The organism is Agarivorans sp. Alg241-V36 (assembly GCF_900537085.1).
Taxonomy (GTDB): domain Bacteria; phylum Pseudomonadota; class Gammaproteobacteria; order Enterobacterales; family Celerinatantimonadaceae; genus Agarivorans.
Window position 1 is genome coordinate 179487 of record NZ_UNRE01000004.1, and the last position, 19066, is coordinate 198552.

The 19066-nt window shown below is 44.7% G+C and carries 16 protein-coding genes; 8 read left to right on the top strand and 8 right to left on the bottom strand.

Annotation, left to right across the window (positions count from 1 at the left end):
* Positions 1–46 precede the first annotated feature (46 nt).
* Together G6R11_RS10785 and G6R11_RS10790 are read left to right on the top strand one after the other, a co-directional pair.
* Complete coding sequence (locus G6R11_RS10785) at positions 47–553, top strand: magnesium transporter (RefSeq protein ID WP_163133088.1); 507 nt, start codon at positions 47–49, stop codon at positions 551–553.
* A gap of 2 nt (positions 554–555) precedes the next feature.
* Positions 556–1587 (top strand): HlyD family secretion protein, encoded by a 1032-nt coding sequence (locus tag G6R11_RS10790; protein WP_163133089.1) that lies wholly within the window; start codon positions 556–558, stop codon positions 1585–1587.
* A 43-nt stretch (positions 1588–1630) separates the two neighbouring features.
* Here G6R11_RS10790 and G6R11_RS10795 read toward each other — a convergent pair whose 3' ends face one another.
* From G6R11_RS10795 to G6R11_RS10805, 3 genes are all read right to left on the bottom strand, one after another.
* On the bottom strand, positions 1631–2428 hold the full coding sequence (locus G6R11_RS10795) for a LysR family transcriptional regulator (RefSeq protein ID WP_163133090.1): 798 nt from the start codon (positions 2426–2428) through the stop codon (positions 1631–1633).
* Between the two features lie 144 nt (positions 2429–2572).
* Positions 2573–3847 carry an NAD-dependent dihydropyrimidine dehydrogenase subunit PreA gene (preA, locus tag G6R11_RS10800; protein ID WP_205472756.1) on the bottom strand — a complete coding sequence of 425 codons (1275 nt, stop codon included), beginning with the start codon at positions 3845–3847 and terminating at the stop codon, positions 2573–2575.
* Positions 3848–3851: 4 nt separating this feature from the next.
* Positions 3852–5207: an NAD(P)-dependent oxidoreductase gene (locus tag G6R11_RS10805; protein WP_163133091.1), complete on the bottom strand. Its 1356-nt coding sequence runs from the start codon at positions 5205–5207 to the stop codon at positions 3852–3854.
* Between the two features lie 295 nt (positions 5208–5502).
* On the opposite strand from G6R11_RS10805, the gene G6R11_RS10810 reads away from it, so the two are divergent.
* On the top strand, positions 5503–6153 hold the full coding sequence (locus tag G6R11_RS10810) for a TetR family transcriptional regulator C-terminal domain-containing protein (protein WP_163133092.1): 651 nt from the start codon (positions 5503–5505) through the stop codon (positions 6151–6153).
* 88 nt (positions 6154–6241) lie between these two features.
* On the opposite strand, the gene G6R11_RS10815 is transcribed toward G6R11_RS10810, so the two are convergent.
* A complete protein-coding gene (locus G6R11_RS10815; RefSeq protein ID WP_163133093.1) occupies positions 6242–7510 on the bottom strand; it encodes a Zn-dependent hydrolase in 1269 nt (422 codons plus the stop codon).
* A 448-nt stretch (positions 7511–7958) separates the two neighbouring features.
* On the opposite strand from G6R11_RS10815, the gene hydA reads away from it, so the two are divergent.
* Genes hydA through G6R11_RS10840 form a run of 5 tightly spaced genes read left to right on the top strand, consistent with a single transcriptional unit; the run spans position 7959 to position 13176 of the window.
* The gene (gene hydA / locus G6R11_RS10820) at positions 7959–9398 is read left to right on the top strand and encodes a dihydropyrimidinase (protein WP_163133094.1); all 1440 of its coding nucleotides are present in this window, start codon (positions 7959–7961) and stop codon (positions 9396–9398) included.
* A gap of 35 nt (positions 9399–9433) precedes the next feature.
* Positions 9434–10267, top strand: a complete 834-nt coding sequence (locus G6R11_RS10825) for an ABC transporter ATP-binding protein (protein ID WP_240352443.1) — start codon at positions 9434–9436, stop codon at positions 10265–10267.
* 20 nt (positions 10268–10287) lie between these two features.
* Complete coding sequence (locus G6R11_RS10830) at positions 10288–11175, top strand: ABC transporter permease (RefSeq protein WP_163133095.1); 888 nt, start codon at positions 10288–10290, stop codon at positions 11173–11175.
* Positions 11168–12130, top strand: coding sequence for an ABC transporter permease (locus G6R11_RS10835; RefSeq protein WP_163133096.1), 963 nt, complete (start codon positions 11168–11170; stop codon positions 12128–12130). The genes G6R11_RS10830 and G6R11_RS10835 overlap by 8 nt, the downstream gene beginning before the upstream one ends.
* A 41-nt stretch (positions 12131–12171) precedes the next feature.
* Positions 12172–13176: an ABC transporter substrate-binding protein gene (locus tag G6R11_RS10840; protein WP_163133097.1), complete on the top strand. Its 1005-nt coding sequence runs from the start codon at positions 12172–12174 to the stop codon at positions 13174–13176.
* Positions 13177–13415: 239 nt separating this feature from the next.
* Here G6R11_RS10840 and G6R11_RS10845 read toward each other — a convergent pair whose 3' ends face one another.
* From G6R11_RS10845 to G6R11_RS10860, 4 genes are all read right to left on the bottom strand, one after another.
* A complete protein-coding gene (locus G6R11_RS10845; protein ID WP_163133098.1) occupies positions 13416–13907 on the bottom strand; it encodes a DUF2937 family protein in 492 nt (163 codons plus the stop codon).
* 508 nt (positions 13908–14415) lie between these two features.
* Positions 14416–14928 carry a hypothetical protein gene (locus G6R11_RS10850; RefSeq protein WP_163133099.1) on the bottom strand — a complete coding sequence of 171 codons (513 nt, stop codon included), beginning with the start codon at positions 14926–14928 and terminating at the stop codon, positions 14416–14418.
* A 131-nt stretch (positions 14929–15059) separates the two neighbouring features.
* Complete coding sequence (locus tag G6R11_RS10855) at positions 15060–17081, bottom strand: methyl-accepting chemotaxis protein (protein WP_163133100.1); 2022 nt, start codon at positions 17079–17081, stop codon at positions 15060–15062.
* Positions 17082–17408: 327 nt separating this feature from the next.
* Complete coding sequence (locus tag G6R11_RS10860) at positions 17409–18761, bottom strand: carbohydrate porin (RefSeq protein ID WP_163133101.1); 1353 nt, start codon at positions 18759–18761, stop codon at positions 17409–17411.
* Positions 18762–19066 lie beyond the last annotated feature (305 nt).

Here is a 19066-nt window from a genome sequence, read left to right on the forward strand (position 1 = left end):
TCACCGAAGTAAACTCAAGGTCCTTTATTTACTTAGGTAGTTAGCAATGGCCGTAAACAAACCAAGCCGTTTAACTTCCAAAGGACTGAGCAGCAACACCCCAGGGATCGTTAAACGCATTCTTAGTAAAACACTAAAACTAGCAATAGGCTTAGCTTGCCTAGTGTTGGCTTCTGTCGGCTTATCTAAGCTCGGCACCGTGCACGGCAAAGACCTACCCGAAAGCTACTTTGCCGACGGTTACCCTACTATTCTGGCCCTGCTTGATTCCGAAGTGTTTATGGGTTTCGTATTTTTTGTCACCATTGCCTTAATCATCTACGTGCTCTACTTACTGTGGCAACTGCACGAAATCGCGGTCCACAAGGCTTCGCAGATGTCGAGCGCCCATACTCAGATTGTTTTTGCCCTGTCTCTTTGTGGCTTATTCATCGATAAAACGTGGTGGGTGCTAGCGATTATTATTGCCTTTGCTCGCTGGGATGTACTCTCTGACGCCTTGTCGGAAATCATTCGAAAAGGCCGCTCTACTTTGCAGCCTAAAGGAGAGTAATCATGAAAGAGATTATGCTGCCTTACATTTTAATTTGCTGGGTGTTGGTCAAAATGGGCGTGGTGCAATGGACGCTACGAAATGCCACCATCATTGTTGGTTTAGGCTTTTTATTGGCCTTTACCCTATTTACTGCCCACCGTTTTTGGTCGCCAGCCGATTTAACCGACAGCACTACAGTTAAAGCGCCACATGCAGTGCTTAGCCCACTATTAGGCCAAGAGGTTGAACAGGTATTCGTTGAGCACAACCAAAGGGTGAAACAAGGTGACTTAATTTACACCCTTAAATCGGTGGATTCTGCGGCACAAATGCAAAGCTTGAATGCCCAAAAGCTAGCGGCCCAAGCCGATATTGTTGCCTTAACTCACCAAATTGATAACGACAATAAAACCCTTTACCGCTTGGAATCACTGAATGAGTTTTCTAATGATGCAGAGCGCGATGAAGTAAAAACGCGCTTACAAACCAGCCACGCAAAAGTGGCAGCCGCAAACGCCCAAGTGTTGAATATTGAAGCGCAGCTAAAAACCGCCGCTTGGCAAAATGAGCGCCGTGAAGTTCGCGCTCCCTTTGACGGGCAGTTATCAATATCTAACATCGTCAATGGCACCCGCATTGGTAACATGCACCTTTACAACAATGACAAAAAGTTTGTTGAAATGCGCATAGCCGACCAAACCTATGGGCGCATTAAAGTGGGGCAATTTGCCGAGTTTTTTGTTAATGCCTACCCAGGTGAAATATTCAGAGGCCGAGTGCACAGCATCACCACCGGAACCGGCGAAGCAAGGGTGCCGGTAATTAATGGCTCGCAACATGTGCGCCAACACGTAGGCAATAACGCGGGTAGCCACGGCCGTACTGTGATTATCGAATTTGATGAGCCAGAGGGTTATAGCATCCCGATAGGCGCGACCGGGTCAGGTTGGATATCGGCCACTAAGCCCCATCCTGCACTTGGCTTTATGGACATTATTGGTGGCGCGACCGTAAGGCTAAAAGCTTATAAAGCTTACTTATCGGCGATTTAAGGCCATGCGAACGACTAAAGGCTGGGAGTTTGTCTCCTAGCCTTTAGTTCACACCTTGATTGATGATAGGTGTGACAAGTTCCATCAACCATTGAGTCTTGTTGGAATGCCGATTAGACGCTTTCATGATTAAGGCCACATCTAAGTTAAGCTTTGGCAAGGCATCTTGAGCGTTGTAACGCGCATAGCGCAAGGTAAAACACTCGTCGAGTAACTGCGACATAAGCTGGTAATTATCAACACAAATCGAGGCTTTAATATTGGGGTTAAGCACCTCAAAGTGATTAGTATATTGATTCACCCCAGAGACAATAAACTTTACATATTCACCCTGCTGATTACCTTCAAAATAGCCAGAGCCACTATGTAAGCGTTTTTGATACAAAGATTGCGGCTTGTCACTAATTACATGTAAGCCCATGTCGACTTCACCCTGCAAAATTAACGACTCACTATGTTCGCCCCAAACTCGCATTTCGATTACCGCTTGAGTTTGCTGTCTGATTGCTTGAATTAAGGCTTTACCTTTTTCTACTAAATACGGCTCTGCAATGTGCAGGCAAACTCTCTCTAGAGACATAGGATCAAAGCTTTCAGCTTCTAGGGACAAACTTACCTGTTCAAAGGCAAGCTTAAGTTTGGGAGCAATAGCATTGGCGTAGGCGGTAGCGCTTAACCCATCGGCTCCGCGAATAAACAGCGGATCGTTTAAATCGTTCCTAAGCTGCGCCAGTACTTTAGACACGTAGGACTGGGAGCGTCCCAGCTTTTTAGCCGCCTTACTGGTAGATCTCGATTGCATTAGCTCCAAAAACACCCGTAGCGCGTTATAGTCGGTCATTGTTTATAAAACCCTTGTTGCTGCATTTATCCGCTGTCCAATCCCCTTCCTTATACTATGGACTATAAAATTTAGCTCGAGTTTAAACAAACAAGCCTCCAAATTAATCAGGAGGCTGGCTATTATGGTTTAGAGCTAGCAAGCTCAAGAAGCATCTTTATAGGGGTTGCGCGGATCTTGGGTCCAATTCATATAAGGCTTATCAGCCTCCTTTTGCTCCATCTTAATACATTGATCAACTGGGCAGGTGATTTGGCATAAGTTACAGCCAACGCATTTATCTTCAATCACTTCAAACGCAACACTACCATCTTCGCGCTCTGTTTTATTGATGGCTTGATGAGAAGTATCTTCACAGGCAATATAGCAGCGACCACAGCCAATACATTTGTCTTCGTCAATATCGGCTACAACCTTGTAGTTCATATTGAGGTACTTCCAATCGGTAGTATTGGGAATAGCTAGCCCCTGGAAGTCAGTTATTTTTTCGTAACCTTTACTGTCCATCCAATTCGATAAACCGGACTTCATCTCTTCAACAATTCTAAATCCGTAGATCATCGCCGCTGTACATACTTGTACCGAGCCCGAGCCTAATGAAATAAACTCCGCAGCATCGCGCCAATTGCCTATGCCACCAATCCCCGAAATAGGCAAACCGGCTGTTTCGGGATCGCGAGCAATCTCGCTCACCATATTTAAGGCAATTGGTTTAACCGCTGGGCCACAATAACCACCATGGGTACTTTTACCATCAACAATCGGTCTAGCTGCCATTTGGTCTAAATCGATACCAGTAATTGAATTAATGGTATTAATTAGCGAAACCGCGTCGGCGCCACCTCGTTTTGCCGCCTGGGCTGAGAAACGAATATCGGTAATATTGGGGGTGAGCTTCACGATAACCGGCATGCTGCTGTACATTTTGCACCAGCGAGTCACCATTTCTACGTACTCTGGCACTTGCCCTACTGCAGCGCCCATGCCTCGCTCGGGCATCCCGTGAGGACAACCAAAGTTAAGCTCTAAGCCATCGGCTCCTGTTTGCTCAACTTGTTTAACAATTTTCTTCCAAGCTTCTTCTTCACAAGGCACCATCAGTGATACCACTAACGCCCTATCTGGCCAGCTTTTTTTAACCGCTTCAATCTCGCGTAAGTTAATCTCTAAGCTGCGATCGGTAATCAACTCAATGTTGTTAAAGCCCGCCACTTCGCCATTGTGGTCATAAGTGGCCGAATAACGAGATGACACATTTACCGCCGCTGGGTCTTCTCCTAATGTTTTCCACACTACACCACCCCAGCCGGCTTCATAGGCTCGTTCTACATTGTAAGCCTTGTCTGTTGGAGGAGCAGAAGCTAGCCAAAATGGGTTCGGGGATTTAATTCCTGCAAATTCTATTGATAAGTCAGCCATAATTTCACACCTCTACCGAATTTATTTGTTGATGAATCGCTAAGGCCGCTAACTTGCCTTGCTGAACAGCTTCAACAGTAAGATCTTGCCCTTCTGAGGTGCAGTCTCCACCAGCAAAAACGCCGTCGAGGCTGGTAACCTGCTGACCTACAGTGGTGATTTTTCCGTTACTAATGGTAGGGATTAGCTGCTCTTTTTCTGGGTAAACAAATTTTTGCCCCACCGCCTTAAACACTGCCGAGCAAGCAACATCAAAGGTTTGATCGCTATCTTTAAGCTGCCCGTCTTCGCTATAGGTTTTTCTAAAGGTCATACTGCGTAACACGCCATCATGGTCGAGATTTATGTTCTCAGGCTTAGCCCAAGTTTTTATTCTCACTTGATGATTTTTAGCAATTTGTTGTTCGTGTTTGGTGGCGCTCATTTGCTCTTCACCACGGCGATAAACTAAGGTGACATCTTCGGTGCCCAAACGTTTAAGCTGGCATGCCATGTCTATTGCGGTATTACCGGCACCAATTACCACTGCGCTATCCTGTGGAATATCAAGTTGATTTAGATCACTGGCTTGGCGTAACTCTCTAATAAAATCAACAGCATTAATCACCTGAGGGTGCACTTCGTTAACCAACATTAATGACTGCACATCTTGTAGGCCCAAGGCCAAGAACACAGCATCAAACTGGTCTTTAAGCTGCTCTAGGCTGATGTCTTTTCCTAAAGCCGTTTCGGTATGCAAGGTAATACCGCCAATACTTAGAATAAAATCCACTTCTTTTTGGGCAAAGTTGTCGGTGAGCTTATATTTAGCAATGCCATATTCATTTAAACCACCCGCTTTCGATGCAGCTTCGAAAATTTCCACGTCATTACCCAACATAGCTAGACGGTGGGCGCAACTTAAACCGGCCGGCCCAGCCCCTACAATCGCCACTGTTTTTCCTGTAGCAGCTTCACGCTTAAAGGGATGACCAACAAATGTTGCATTGTCTGTGGCATGGCGCTGCAATAAGCCAATCTTAACCGGAGCCTGTTCTTGTTCTTTGTTTCGAACACAAGCTTGTTCACACAAGATTTCCGTTGGACAAACACGTGCACAGCTGCCGCCCATAATGTTCTCTTGGTAAATGGTTTTGGCAGCGCCAGTTAAGTCATCGGCATGAATGCTGGCAATAAAACTAGGAATATTAATCTTGGAAGGGCAAGCAGTTATACAAGGCGCGTCGTAGCAGTAATAACAACGCGAACTTTCTATTCCAGCTTGGCGGGCACTTAACGCCGGGTTAATGTCCTTGAACATTTGATCAAGAGCTAACTGCTGTTGCGAATAGCCTTGCGGCTTCTCCATACTCATCACCATGGGATCTCCTTATCTTTTTTATTACTGAGACGTACATCTCTAGTTGTATAAAAATAAGGCAAAGCCCATGCCATCTCCTGACCACGCGGTCAGAAGATTAGATAAATACAATCGGTATATCTATATCCTTTTGTTTTTAAAGGGTAATTAGATTAGTTATTCGCTAAAAGTAACTTAGTAGTATTACAACTGCTGCAATTACACGGTATGCTTTAGTTAAGCCGCTTGCTCACTTTAAAGGCAAACAGCTACATAATAGTGCAATAAGTGCTCTTACATTGAGAAACGAATTAGTATGAAAACTCCGCCGAATGGCAAAGCAAAACGCCGTAAGCTCGCCGATATTCGCAAAGATAACTTGAAGCAGATTTTAGAGGTGGCAGAAAACCTATTTGCTCAAAATGGCTACAGTGCTACCACCATTGCGGCAATCGCTGCCGAAGCCAACTTACCTAAAGCGAATGTTCTCTATTACTTCAAAACTAAAGAGGCCTTATATAAAGGCGTTTTAAGCCAACTATTAGTGGTTTGGATGAGCCACATGGATGAGATGACAGCCGATAACCATCCCAAGCTGGCGCTACGACAATACATATTGCAAAAAATGACGCTATCTAAGGAACATCCAAATGCCTCTCGAATATTTGCTGCCGAAATCTTACATGGCGCACCTTACTTACGGGAGCAATTAGCTACAGAACTTAAGCAACAGTTTGATAAAACCTGCCAAGTATTTAGAGAATGGATAGCCAAGCAATGGATGGATCCCATCAACCCTGAGCACTTATTATTTATGATTTGGTCGTCGACTCAGGCTTACGCCGATTATGCCGTGCAAAGCAGTATGATGATGGATAAAGAGAAGCTAGAAGAAAGCGACTATGAGGAAGGGGTTGAGTTTCTTACCCGCATGGTACTTAAAGGTTGTGGTGTTAAACTCTTCTAATAAAACAACAGTTTAACACCACAACAAACAACAGAGCATTGACCATATTCAGCGCTCTGCCGAGCCTATTTATTGCACCTGTTTGTGATTAAGCAAGATCACTTGCCAACACGCTATTATCTTCACTAACTTGTTCAGCCATTGTTAGCATGGCATTTAATAATACCGAGCAGCCCGCTTCACATTCTTCTTGGGTGGTGCTCTCGATTTCGTTATGGCTAATCCCATCTAGACAGGGGGTGAAAATCATTCCAGTTGGCGCAAAGTCGGAGACATAACAAGCATCGTGTCCGGCACCAGCGATAATATCCATATGGCTGTATCCCAGTTTAGCCGTGGCGTTTCTTACCGCTTCTACACAAGCTTGATCAAAGTGGATCGGCTCATAATACCAAAACGGATCCAGCTCTATCGCTACTCCGGTTTGCGAAGCTAAATCCGCAACAAAATCACTAAGCTCTTGATCCATTGCGCTTAACTCTTCATCCAACGGGTGGCGTAAATCAATGCTCATTTCTATTTTGCCGGGAATGGTGTTTCTAGAGTTGGGCATCACATTAACAAATCCCACGGTTCCACAACCAGGGGGGTGAGCCTTGGCAATTTCTTCAACCTTTTGAATGAGCTGCGTACTGGCCAATAACGCATCCTTACGTAGGTGCATTGGAGTTGTGCCTGCGTGTGATTCTCGACCGGTTAGAGTGGCATTAAACCAGCGCTGCCCTTGGCCGCCAGTCACTACGCCAATCTGTTTTTCTTCCGCCTCTAAGTAAGGGCCTTGTTCAATATGTGTTTCAAAAAAGGCATGGAACTGCCTGCCAGTTACCGGGACATCTCCAGCAAAGCCTATTCGCTGCAACTCATCACCTAAACGCAAACCATCTACGTCACAACTATCGAGTATTTCCTGCAAACTAAAGCGGCCAGACACCACCCCTGAGCCCATCATCGCTGGCGCGAACCGAGAGCCTTCTTCATTGGTCCATACCGATATTTCAATAGGATGTTTGGTTTTAATGCCGTGATCATTCAACGAGCGCACAACTTCTAGGCCAGACAGAACCCCAAAAACACCATCAAATTTTCCGCCCGAAGGTTGGGTATCTAAATGACTACCTGTTCCAACAGGCGCTAAACTCATATCCTCGCCGGGACGCACACAAAATATGTTGCCCACCTGATCCACACTTACCGTGCAGCCAGCTTCTTCAGCCCACTTGATGTAAAGTTCGCGACCTTGCTTATCGAGATCAGTTAAGGCTAAACGTTTGCACCCCCCTTTGGCTGTGGCACCTATTTTTGCCATTTCCATTAAGCTGTCCCACAAGCGGTCACTATTAATTTTAAAGCTACTCATCATGGCCTCCAATAACCAAACTACGCCTATTACTAAGCAGTGAAGTAACAAATTAGTTTTGTACTAGGCGGATACATGCAAACAACTGACCACGCGGACAGGATGTTAAACACCAAAGCATAAGCCATTGATTTAATTGAGTATAAACTATTAAAACATTAATAATCTCAGTGAAAACAGTTAATTCCCGAGTAAATCGCTCAGTTTTTATGCACTAAAATTGGGCTTAACCGCCCTGCCTTGAGGCGTAAGTATTCAATAGCAGTGACTAACCATACTGCCAATCTAGCCACTTAAGCCAAGTAAGCGCGCGGCTTACAGCCTCCTTAACAATAACTTCTGTCCACATGGTCAGTAGATTGCATAAGCGTAAATACCTCAAAAGAGATAGGCGAACACCCCAAACATGGTGCTGTCTTAAAGCATGTCGAAATGGAGTTTGTGAACCATGAGTTTATTAATTAAAGGTGGAAAGGTAGTAAACGCTGATCAAAGTATATTGGCTGATGTTTACTGTGAAGATGGTTTGATTAAAGCCGTAGGCGAGAACCTAGCCGTTCCCGATGGTGCCGAAGTGATTGACGCCAAAGGCAAGCTAGTTATGCCTGGAGGTATCGACCCACACACTCACATGCAACTTCCTTTTATGGGAACAGTGGCAAGCGAAGACTTCTATAGCGGCACCGCTGCTGGCTTGGCTGGTGGAACCACCATGATTATCGACTTTGTGATCCCCAATCCACAGCAGCCTTTAATGGAAGCTTTTAATACTTGGAGAGATTGGGCTTCTCGCTCGGTAGCAGACTACTCATTTCACGTGGCGGTAACCTGGTGGGACGACAGCGTATACCAAGACATGGGCTTGTTAGTTAACGAGCACGGAGTGAATAGCTTTAAACACTTCATGGCATATAAAAATGCCATTATGGCCGAAGATGAAACCTTGGTTAATAGCTTCAATCGCTGCCTAGAATTAGGCGCTATGCCTACTGTTCATGCAGAAAACGGCGAGCTGGTCTATCACCTACAACAAAAACTTCTGGAAGCTGGCATGACCGGCCCTGAAGCTCACCCGCTTTCAAGGCCTACAGAAGTAGAAGGCGAAGCTGCCAACAGAGCGATTCGCATTGCTCAGTCATTGGGCGTACCGCTGTATTTGGTGCACGTATCATGTAAAGAAGCGGTAGATGAAATAGCCAGAGCTCGCCATGAAGGGCAACGAGTTTACGGTGAATGCTTAGCTGGCCACTTAGAGTTAGACGACAGCGTATATCAAAGCAGTGATTGGGCAACTGCGGCTGCTCATGTAATGAGCCCGCCATTTAGACCTAAAGGTCACCAAGACGTATTGTGGAAAGCGCTACAAGGTGGCACCTTACAAACCACAGCCACCGACCATTGCTGTTTTTGTGCTGAGCAAAAAGCGGCTGGCAAAGACGATTTTAGCAAAATACCTAATGGCACCGCAGGCGTAGAAGATCGAATGATGGTGCTTTGGGATTCGGGCGTTAATCAAGGCCGCCTGAGCGAGCAAGAATTTGTGGCGGTGACATCAACTAACTCAGCGCAAATATTCAATATTTACCCGCAAAAAGGCACCATTGCCGCTGGCTCAGATGCCGACATCGTTATCTGGGATCCTCAGAAAAAACATACTCTCTCAGCCGCTACTCATCATCAGAAAATTGATTTTAATATCTTTGAAGGACGCATCGTTACGGGTGCGCCTCACATCACCATTAGCCAAGGTAAGGTGGTATTTAAAGACGGCCAATTATTTGTCGAAGAAGGCGCAGGCCGCTACATAAAACGACCAGCATTTCCGTCTATTTTCGACGCAGTGAAAAAGTTTAATAAGGCAAATATTCCAGTGCCCGTTGAGCGCTAAGCATTTACCCAATTAATAGCAAAATAAGAGAGACAATGATGCTAGCAATACAACAGCCCCAAGAAGAACAAGTAGCACCAGCGGCTAACATCAATCGTTCGATGATATCGGTAGAAGACCTTTCGCTGGTATTCGACACTAACGATGGTCCAGTTAACGCGCTTTCAAACATTAACTTGAATATTAACGAGGGCGATTTCGTGTCATTTATCGGCCCCTCTGGCTGTGGTAAAACCACCCTATTGCGGGTAATTGCTGACTTAGAGCAAGCCACTTCAGGAAGCATTAAAGTAGACGGCACTTCACCTAAAGATGCGCGACTCAATCGACTTTATGGCTATGTGTTTCAAGCACCTGGCCTATTACCATGGCGCACTATTCAACAAAACTGCGCCTTACCAATGGAAATATCTGGACAGTCTGGCGCTCATCAACAAAAACAAATCGATAAAAATCTAAAGATGGTTGGCCTTCAGGATTTTCACAATAAGTTTCCTTGGCAGCTATCCGGAGGCATGCAACAACGCGCCTCTATTGCTCGAGCTTTATGTATTAATCCGCAGTTGCTGCTAATGGACGAGCCCTTTGGTGCCTTAGATGAAATTACCCGTGACCACATGAATATGGAGTTACTGCGCATCTGGCAGGAAACTCAAAAAACCGTGGTGTTTGTTACCCATTCTATCGACGAAGCAGTGCTTCTCTCCACCCATATCGTAGTGATGTCGCCGCGCCCAGGGCGCATTGTAAAAGTGATTGAGAGCCCCTTGCCTAAGTTAAAAACACTCGCATTACGCGACCAGGCTGCTTTTCATCAATTGGCTGCCGAAATTCGCAGCGCCCTAGCCAACGACCATGCCATTGATTAGATTCATGGGAGAGTAGTGATATGAAAAATCTCAATATTGGAGCCAGTTGGCTACCGCTCGCCAGCATGATTTTAGCCATTATTGGCATCTGGTATCTGGCAGCGTTGATCATGAATGGTAACCAACTAATCAACCAGCTAGAGCGTAAAAAACAGCAGTGGTCATACAGCCAAATTGCTAGTCAAGCCTATCAAGTAAAACGACCAATGCTGCCGGCGCCTCATCAAGTGGCCTTAGAGTTGAAAAAGTCGGTGTTTGATACGTCGGTAAGCTCTAAGCGATCTTTAGTTCACCATAGCCTAATCACCTTAAACTCCACCATGCTGGGTTTTTTCTTGGGCTCTGTTGTAGGCATTGTTATTGCCATAGGCATTGTTCATAACAAGACCTTAGAGGCGAGTTTAATGCCTTGGATAATTGCTTCCCAAACCATTCCCATACTCGCCATTGCGCCGATTATTGTGGTGGTATTAGGCGCGCTAAATATCACCGGGGTACTACCTAAAGCGGTTATCTCAATGTACTTGTCTTTCTTCCCGGTCACCATTGGCATGGTAAAAGGCTTACGCGCCTCCGACACTCTGCATGTTGAACTCATGCGCACCTACAATGCCAGCGCACTGCAAACATTTTGGAAGCTGAGGTGGTATTCGGCGCAACCCTACTTATTTGCCAGTTTAAAAGTTGCGATTGCGGCCGCGTTAGTGGGGGCCATTGTGGCCGAACTCCCCACGGGTGCTCAGGGAGGTTTGGGTTCACGTTTGTTAAGCGGCTCTTACTACGGCCAAACGCAGCAGATTTGGGCAGCCCTGATCATGGCAGCCCTGCTCGGCTCGTTACTGGTATGGATAGTTAACCTAGCAGAAACCGCCTTGCTAAAACGTCGCGGAGGGCTGAGTAATGCCTAAGTATGTTTTAACCATTAGTTACCTCTGTTTATTAGCTAGCCAAGTAGTGGTAGTTAGCTCCAGTGGGCAAGGTTTTTACCAACAATCTCCAGGCTTATTAATACTGCTTGCGGTAGCAGCTTATGCCGTTACCGCCTTGCTAAGCCAGCTCACGCAGCTTGCCGAGACTCATCCTAACTACGCGGCTGTCACTAAAGTCCTAGTGCCCAGTTTGTTTGCCTTTTTGTTATTGCTTACTTGGCAAAGCATCGTGGTAGGTTTTGCTGTCTCAGCAGTATTGCTGCCAGCCCCTAGCGCTATTTTCTATAGTTTAAGCAATAACCTCCCGATGTTTTGGGCTGACTTTAAACAAACTTATTTGAAGGCGGTTCTGGCGGGTTATTTTCTTGGTTGCAGCGCTGGGTTCATTGTTGCTCAACTGGCGGTAAAGAGCCGTTTTTTGCGCCTTGGCTTAGTACCTCTAGGTAACTTTATGTCGGCGATCCCCATTGTAGGTATCGCGCCTATCATGGTGATGTGGTTTGGTTTTGACTGGCAGTCAAAAGCCGCAGTGATTGTAGTTATGACATTTTTCCCCATGTTTATTAATACACTTGCGGGTTTACAGTCAACCGACGCCATTCATAGCGACTTAATGCATACCTACGCAGCCAACAAGTCACAAATTTTTATTAAAAGCCAACTGCCACAGGCTTTGCCCTTCATTTTTAACGCCTTAAAACTCAACTCGACCCTGGCACTGATTGGCGCAATTGTGGCTGAGTTTTTTGGCACACCTATCGTAGGTATGGGCTTTCGGATTTCTACTGAGGTAGGGCGAATGAACATGGATATGGTTTGGGCCACAATTGTTGTTGCGGCAATTGCTGGTTCTTTAAGTTATGGAGCTCTGGCTCTGTTGGAAAGGTCACTACTGTTTTGGCATCCCTCATTTAGAGGAACACATAAGCGCTAGTTTTACACACTCAAGTATTGTTGCAATAAAGGGAATTAACTATGAATAAGAAACTGATTTCATTCGCATCGGGCGCTGCATTACTTGCAGCGAGTTTTGGGACATCTGCAGCAGAGAAGCTGACTTTACAGCTAAAGTGGGTAACTCAAGCACAGTTTGCTGGATACTACGTTGCGCTAAACAAAGGCTTTTACCAAGACCAAGGAATTGATTTAACGATTAAACCCGGTGGGCCCGACATAGCGCCAGCTCAAGTGCTTGCCGGTGGCGGTGCCGACGTAGTTGTAGATTGGTTACCTTCTGCTTTAGCGACAAGAGAGAAAGGTTTGCCACTGGTTAACATAGGGCAGATTTATGGCAAATCAGGCATGATGTTAACCTGTTTGAAATCTAGCGGCATTAGTAGCCCTGCCGACTTTAAAGGCAAAACCTTAGGGGTGTGGTTTTTTGGTAACGAATACCCTTTCTTGAGCTGGATGTCTAAATTAGGCTACGCCACTACAGGCGGCGAAGATGGAGTTACAGTGCTAAAACAAGGGTTTAATGTGGACCCTATTTTCCAAGGCCAAGCTGACTGCGTTTCTACCATGACCTACAACGAATATGGTCAAGTACTTGATGGCGGTTTAAGCAACGAAGAACTGATGCTGTTTAAGTATGAAGAAGAAGGCGTAGCCACCTTAGAAGACGGTTTGTATGTGCTAGAAGACAGCTTAAAAGACAGTAAAAAGCTAGCTACTTACGCCAAGTTTTTGAAAGCGACTATTCAAGGCTGGGAATGGGCGGCAGCTAACCCTAAAGAAGCGGGCCTAATAGTATTGGATTACGATGATACTGGCGCTCAAACTGAAGAGCACCAAATTCGCATGGCAAACGAAGTAGCAAAATTACTGGCTAGCAGTGATAAAGGAATTGGCTACTTAGATCCAGCTGCCTTTGACCGCACCGTAAATGTTCTGCTTGATAGTGATTCAACTCCAGTAATCACCAAAAAGCCGGAAGGCGCTTACACTCATGCAGTATTTGAAGCCGCGGCAAAACTATAAAGAAACGGTCATACTTCGCTAAATTAAAGGCTGCTTAATGCAGCCTTTTAACTTTCTTCTGGTAACAACTTCTCACTTATACCAATCACACTAAGTAAGTGATCAGAAATAACGCAGGAAAAATACTCGAGAATAAGGCAGAATTTTTCGATAAGTAGTTATTCTACAATCAAAAACTCTAACGCAGTTATCGAGTATTTTAACCAGATAGAATGAACAGTTACTTTGTACGATTGGTATTAAGACTTAAGTGTCCGCCCCACCCTTCTAATCGGCCACATCAGCAGGCCGCCAAACAACAAAGCGGCCAATCCACTATAGGCTAATAATAATGGCTCTAAAGATATACCAGGTTTGAAGTTACCGAGTACTTTTTCAAGCGTTTCCCAGCGCTGAGGGCTAAGCATGTATTTGGCTTTTTGATAATAAGAGCCTTGCTCAAAGACTGTAATTGCTTGGCTCAGCTCCTCGTATTCATACATGGTTTGCTGTTTTTGCTCGGCGTCTGTGCGCACCGCCAAGTTAGGATTATTCTTAAAGTCATCAATCATCGCGTTAATGCTTGAGTATTGGTGCAACTCAGCATTCTGTTGAAAGTTGTCCACTTGCTGTTGCAATACATCATGTTGACCACTGACAAACTGTAAGTAATGATTGCTTAACAGCGGCAACTGCATAAAGCCCAACAACAGAACCGCAAACAAAACCTTGTCTAAGGTATTAACCAACAAACCGCGCCCTCTTAACAACCTATGCTAGACAAGAACAATAAGCGAAGTCATAGCTTACTTCAAAGCCATTGATTGATAACGCTCACGAATAAGCACTAGAAACAGGATTGCTTGTTTAAGCTATTTGATTGAAGTCCGATTGGGCTGAATGATTGCACACATAGGGAAAACGCCGGCATCAAAACGTAAAAAAGCCGTCACTAGGACGGCTTCTTCTAAATCTAAATATGGTACAGAGGCCGGACTAGAACAAACTCGTTAATCATGTGATTCATTTATATTAAGATTCAAGCAACTCAATACAGGATTACTTAAACTATTCATCACCATACAATAATAAACCATACTCAGATTACTCAATTAAAATGTATACGTAAGCATACGCATCACCCTTGCGTTACTAATCAGCTTTACAACTTATAACAGTGATTCCCTGTCGGGGCAGCCGCAAAAAAAACACTTGGCAACCAATAAAACAGCCTTTGCTTAGCTAAGCCTGAACAATCCTTTATAATCGCAGTGCAGCCGTCACTTTTTGTTGCTCATTGCATAAGTAACTCACCCGATAATAAGATGCCTCAAACCCCAATAGCGAAATAACCTGATTAGCCGGAATCACCTCTCCCGCTGTATTGGTGATCTCTTGAGCAAAGCTGACTGAATTTGCCATTTTTAAGTTGGCAATAACAGGCTCCGATAAGCCGTGACTTAAATCCACCGTTAAAGCCTTGCCATCGAGGTATAGGGTTTTATGTTGGGCACTCAAAATGTTGTGCTCAACCCTCACCCCGCCCTCGGCAGCACAGCTAAGTTTAAAAATGCCATAGTGCTTAACTAGGCCGACTAAACCATGGATGTTGGACTTAAGTACACCGGCACTGGTGAACAGCTCCTTATAAGTAATTTGCGCATTGTTACTTATGGTCTCGTTGGGTTGGTTTTTAACCCGAAAACTGTTGTAAGCAAATAAGCTGGGGGACACTAGCATGGCGAACAAACCCAGCCAAATAATCGCTTTCAAAACACTCTCCTTGTAATGACTCATTTGTTGCATGCTGCTTTCCCTGATTTATACCGCTTACGGTCAGGCTATAAACAACTAAGCCTCGCTTTAATTAACGCAGCACGTCCCTGTGCTTTATCTGACGCTATTTACACTTTAAAGCCCAATACCAGTTCATTTTGCTGATGGGCTAACTCATCCAATTTGTTACTCACCTTAGCAACAAGCTTCATAGAGTGAGTATTGGAATCGGCAACATGATTAATGTCTTCCAAACTTCGGGCAATCATATTAGCGGTGGTGGTTTGCTCTTCGGCGGCATGAGCAATTTGATAGCTCATTTGGCTAATTTCGGCGATGCTGGTTTGAATGTCAGTCATTGCCTTATTAGCCTGCTCAGAGTGCTCCACACTGTTTTGCATTTCACTTACGCAGCGTTGAATCACCGCACTGGCATCTTCAGATTTATCTTGTAAACCTTGGATCATTTCTTCAATTTCGCTAGTAGCATCTGTAGTGCGTTTTGCCAACACCCGCACTTCGTCCGCCACTACCGAGAACCCACGCCCTTGCTCACCCGCTCTGGCTGCCTCGATAGCAGCATTTAGCGCCAGTAGATTGGTTTGCATAGCTATTTGCTGAATCACGTCGAGAATAGAGCCAATATCTACACTCATTTGCTGCACAGCAGACACCGCATCTACTGATTCATTAAGTTGACCAGATAAGGTATTGATAGTGGCAGTATTGTTACTCATAACTAAGCTACCGGTGCGCACTGCCGACTCTACATCCCCCACCTTTTGCATCGAGCTTCTCGCACTTGCCTCTACATCTTTAACAGAGTGTTCCATTTCGGTCATGGCAGTCGCAACAGTAGCAGTTTGATGGCGCTGCTCACCAAGGCGCTCACTTGAATCCGACATGGCAGACTGATTTTGCGCAGACACCTCGGCCAAGTTAGTCGAAGTAACCCCAAGCTTTTGTAAAATGCTCTGCAAGTGACTCGCTAAGGTATTAATGTGCGCGCCCAACTGTTCAAATTCGATAAAGCTATGGTTGTCCACTCGCTGGCGCATATCACCAGCGGTAAGGGCTTCGAGAGTTTGCAGCATACTGGCTAAAGGTTTACGTACGTTACGCGACAAGATCCAAGCTAAAAACAGTAAGAAGGCACTCACCACCCCACCAATAACAAAGGCGTGCTGATAACTGTCGCGGTAAATAGTTTCGGCACTATCAATGGCGCTATCTTTTAGTACGTTAGCTGCTTGTCTAAATTCACCTAATATGGCCAGAGCCTTATCCACTTCTTCGGCCAGCACCGCAATGTTTTGATACAGTAAATTGCGTGATTTAACCGAGCGGTGATGTAAATCTAATACCCCACCTTTTTTGCCTACGTCTTGAATAAATTGCTTAGTTGCTTGGTCAAAGTGCTGGCTAAGTTCGGGCAGTTGCGTAGCCAAACCTTGATATGAAAAATTAAGCCTGGTAACACTGCGCTTGTTATTTTTTATTGCCTCTGCAATGGCTTTTACATCATCACTAGCCAAAGCATCTGAAGTAATGGTTTCGGTTTGTTTTAGTTTTTCAAAATAGCTTTTAGCCATGAGTTTTACGGCTAAATCATCTTGGCTATTTACGAATTCGCTCATGCCAAGACGCAATTCAGTTTGCAACTGTTGAAAGCGGCGAGCGGTTATTCTCCGCTCGCTTTGAGCAGAGAGCTGATTACGGTAGTTAGCCATAGCCAGTTTAGACTCGGCAAAGTAGCGCTGTTCTAGTTCTTCTAATGCAAATAGTTGCTCAGTCAGAGAAGAGTCTTTTAGCGTAGCTTGCTTAAGCTTTGCCAATGCAGCTAAAAAAGCTTGATGATCTTGCTCGAATTTGTTGGCAAACTCTTGCTGCTTAGCGCTGTTTTCTGTAGTCAAAAAATCTTTAAAGGTTTTATCGGCGATCAGCAAATTTACGCTGGTAAGGTTGGAATAGGTGACTAAGGGAAGGGCATCAGAGTTCACCATCAGCAGCTGCTGGTGCACCCGGCTAGTCCCACTAAGCATTAAAGCTACAGTAACAATAAATAGCGACACCATTACTGCAAAACCTAAATACATTCGTCTAACTAGAGAAGTATTGCGAGCCTTTTTATTTGAGAACAATCTAATCATACATCACCAAGAATTCACTATATTTACAATATCCATAACTACGACATAACTAATAGCCAGTAATATAAATACTCCTATCAAGATCATTATCTGACTCCTAAAGTTGGCAAATAACTAAAAAAGGACGAGACAAAAGCGCTACTAAACACTGCCCTACACAAACCAGTGTTAGTGGTTAATAAAGCTAGTGGGCAATTGTTCAGCTCTCTATTGCTCACTACCTAGTTAACCGCGTTATTGCCTCGCCTACCTCAATAAAAGGTAAAGAACGAAAGGAAACGTTATGAACTAGCTAGAGCCTCTAGTTAGGTAGAGGCTCTAAAGGGCTTACCACCAAACGTCTGCTTGGAAACCTAAGATGAAATCACTATCTGATTCACCAGATTCGTTAGTGTGGGTCCACGACTTAGGCAAATAAGTGGCTAGCAAGCGAATTTCTGGCGCAGGTCCCATGCCAGTAGGTAAGATAAAGGTGGGTGCAACAGTAATTTTAGATTGGTTTGAGGTAGCGCCACTCCAGTTGTTGTGCACATAACCCAATTCACCCTGCACGTAGAAATGGTCGCTTACTGGGAAGGTTGGGCGAACCATTGCTGAAATCCAGTAGTCGTAGCTACCTAGATCATTTTCGTGGTGATCGTTGTATTGACCTTGAATGGAAGGGAAGAAACCGATGCCGTTATCTAGGGTGTAACCGCCCCACAACAATAAGCGGGCAGAGGTATCTTTCTCATCTACCATTGTTAATAAGCGGTTCGCGTCACCTCCAGCAGAAGCCGAGCTCCAGGTCCAATCTGGGTGCTCACCCTGAAACTGCGAACCAGGGTGGTAAGCGTTATATGAGGTAATTGTACCTGCTAGCAAATTGCCTGAACCTAAACCTTTACCTGCTTGAGCAATAATTTTAGAGAAGCCATTACCAGGAATACCAAAGAAGCTATTTAGGGTGTAAATCGCGGTTAAATCGTAGCCCGTTTCAGCCCACTCTTTACCATCATAATCCCAGTTATCTGGCATGGTTTTATACATAGCCGACAATTCAAGCGCGCCGTAAGTCACGCCAAATTGAAAGGCATGCATGATGTTATTAAGGTTTTCTAGATTGCCCGCATCGTCAGTAGCCCAACGGTCAATAGTGGGGTCAACACGGTCACTGGCAATGTAAGCGAAATCCAGCAGTGCATCGCCAACTTCATAACCAGTAATACCTACACCAGTACCCGACATATCACTGTAGAAAAAGTCGGTCATAAAGATGTAGTTGTCTTTACCGTATTCTCGTTTCCCCCCCCAGAATATGCCGCTCGACGACATGCCATCAAATTCAATAAATAACTGGCCAAAACCCATTTGGAAGGCATCGGCACTGGCGCTTAGTGAGCTCTCTTGGCCGTAATCCCCTAAGCCAACATTTACTTTAACTGAGCGGCCATCATCAAAGGCCCAAGTATTAGCAAAGTTAAGGCTAGCGTCGTTATCGGCTTCCAAACCTAAACGACCTAAGGTTTCTTTTTGGCCAGCAAAATTAGCTTTTTTAAAATCGTTTTCGGCACTTGTTAACAGCCCAGCACGAAAGTAACCATGAAACTCAAAACCTTCGGTAGACGCGTTAGCACCACCAGAGAGAGACAAGCTAGACACTGCTGCTAAGCACGCAAGCGATAGTTTAGACAATTTCATTTTAACTCCATTAAAAGTCAGTATTTTCCATATAAAACAACCATCAAAAAAGTAAGCGCTTTCTTTTCTTGGCTAAAAAAATGAAAATCTCTAATGCACAAAGCTCAAAAAACAGCCACAAACGGCTTGATGAGACAAAGACCAGTAAAAACACATTAAATAACTTTCATTTTTAGTATAAATATTTAGTAAATAACATAATGTGACCGCCCCCACACAAAAAGAAAGCGCTTACTATTTATAGCAAATACGAAAAATCCCTTTTGAATCAATAAACTATGCAAGACAAAACAAAACATGAGGGG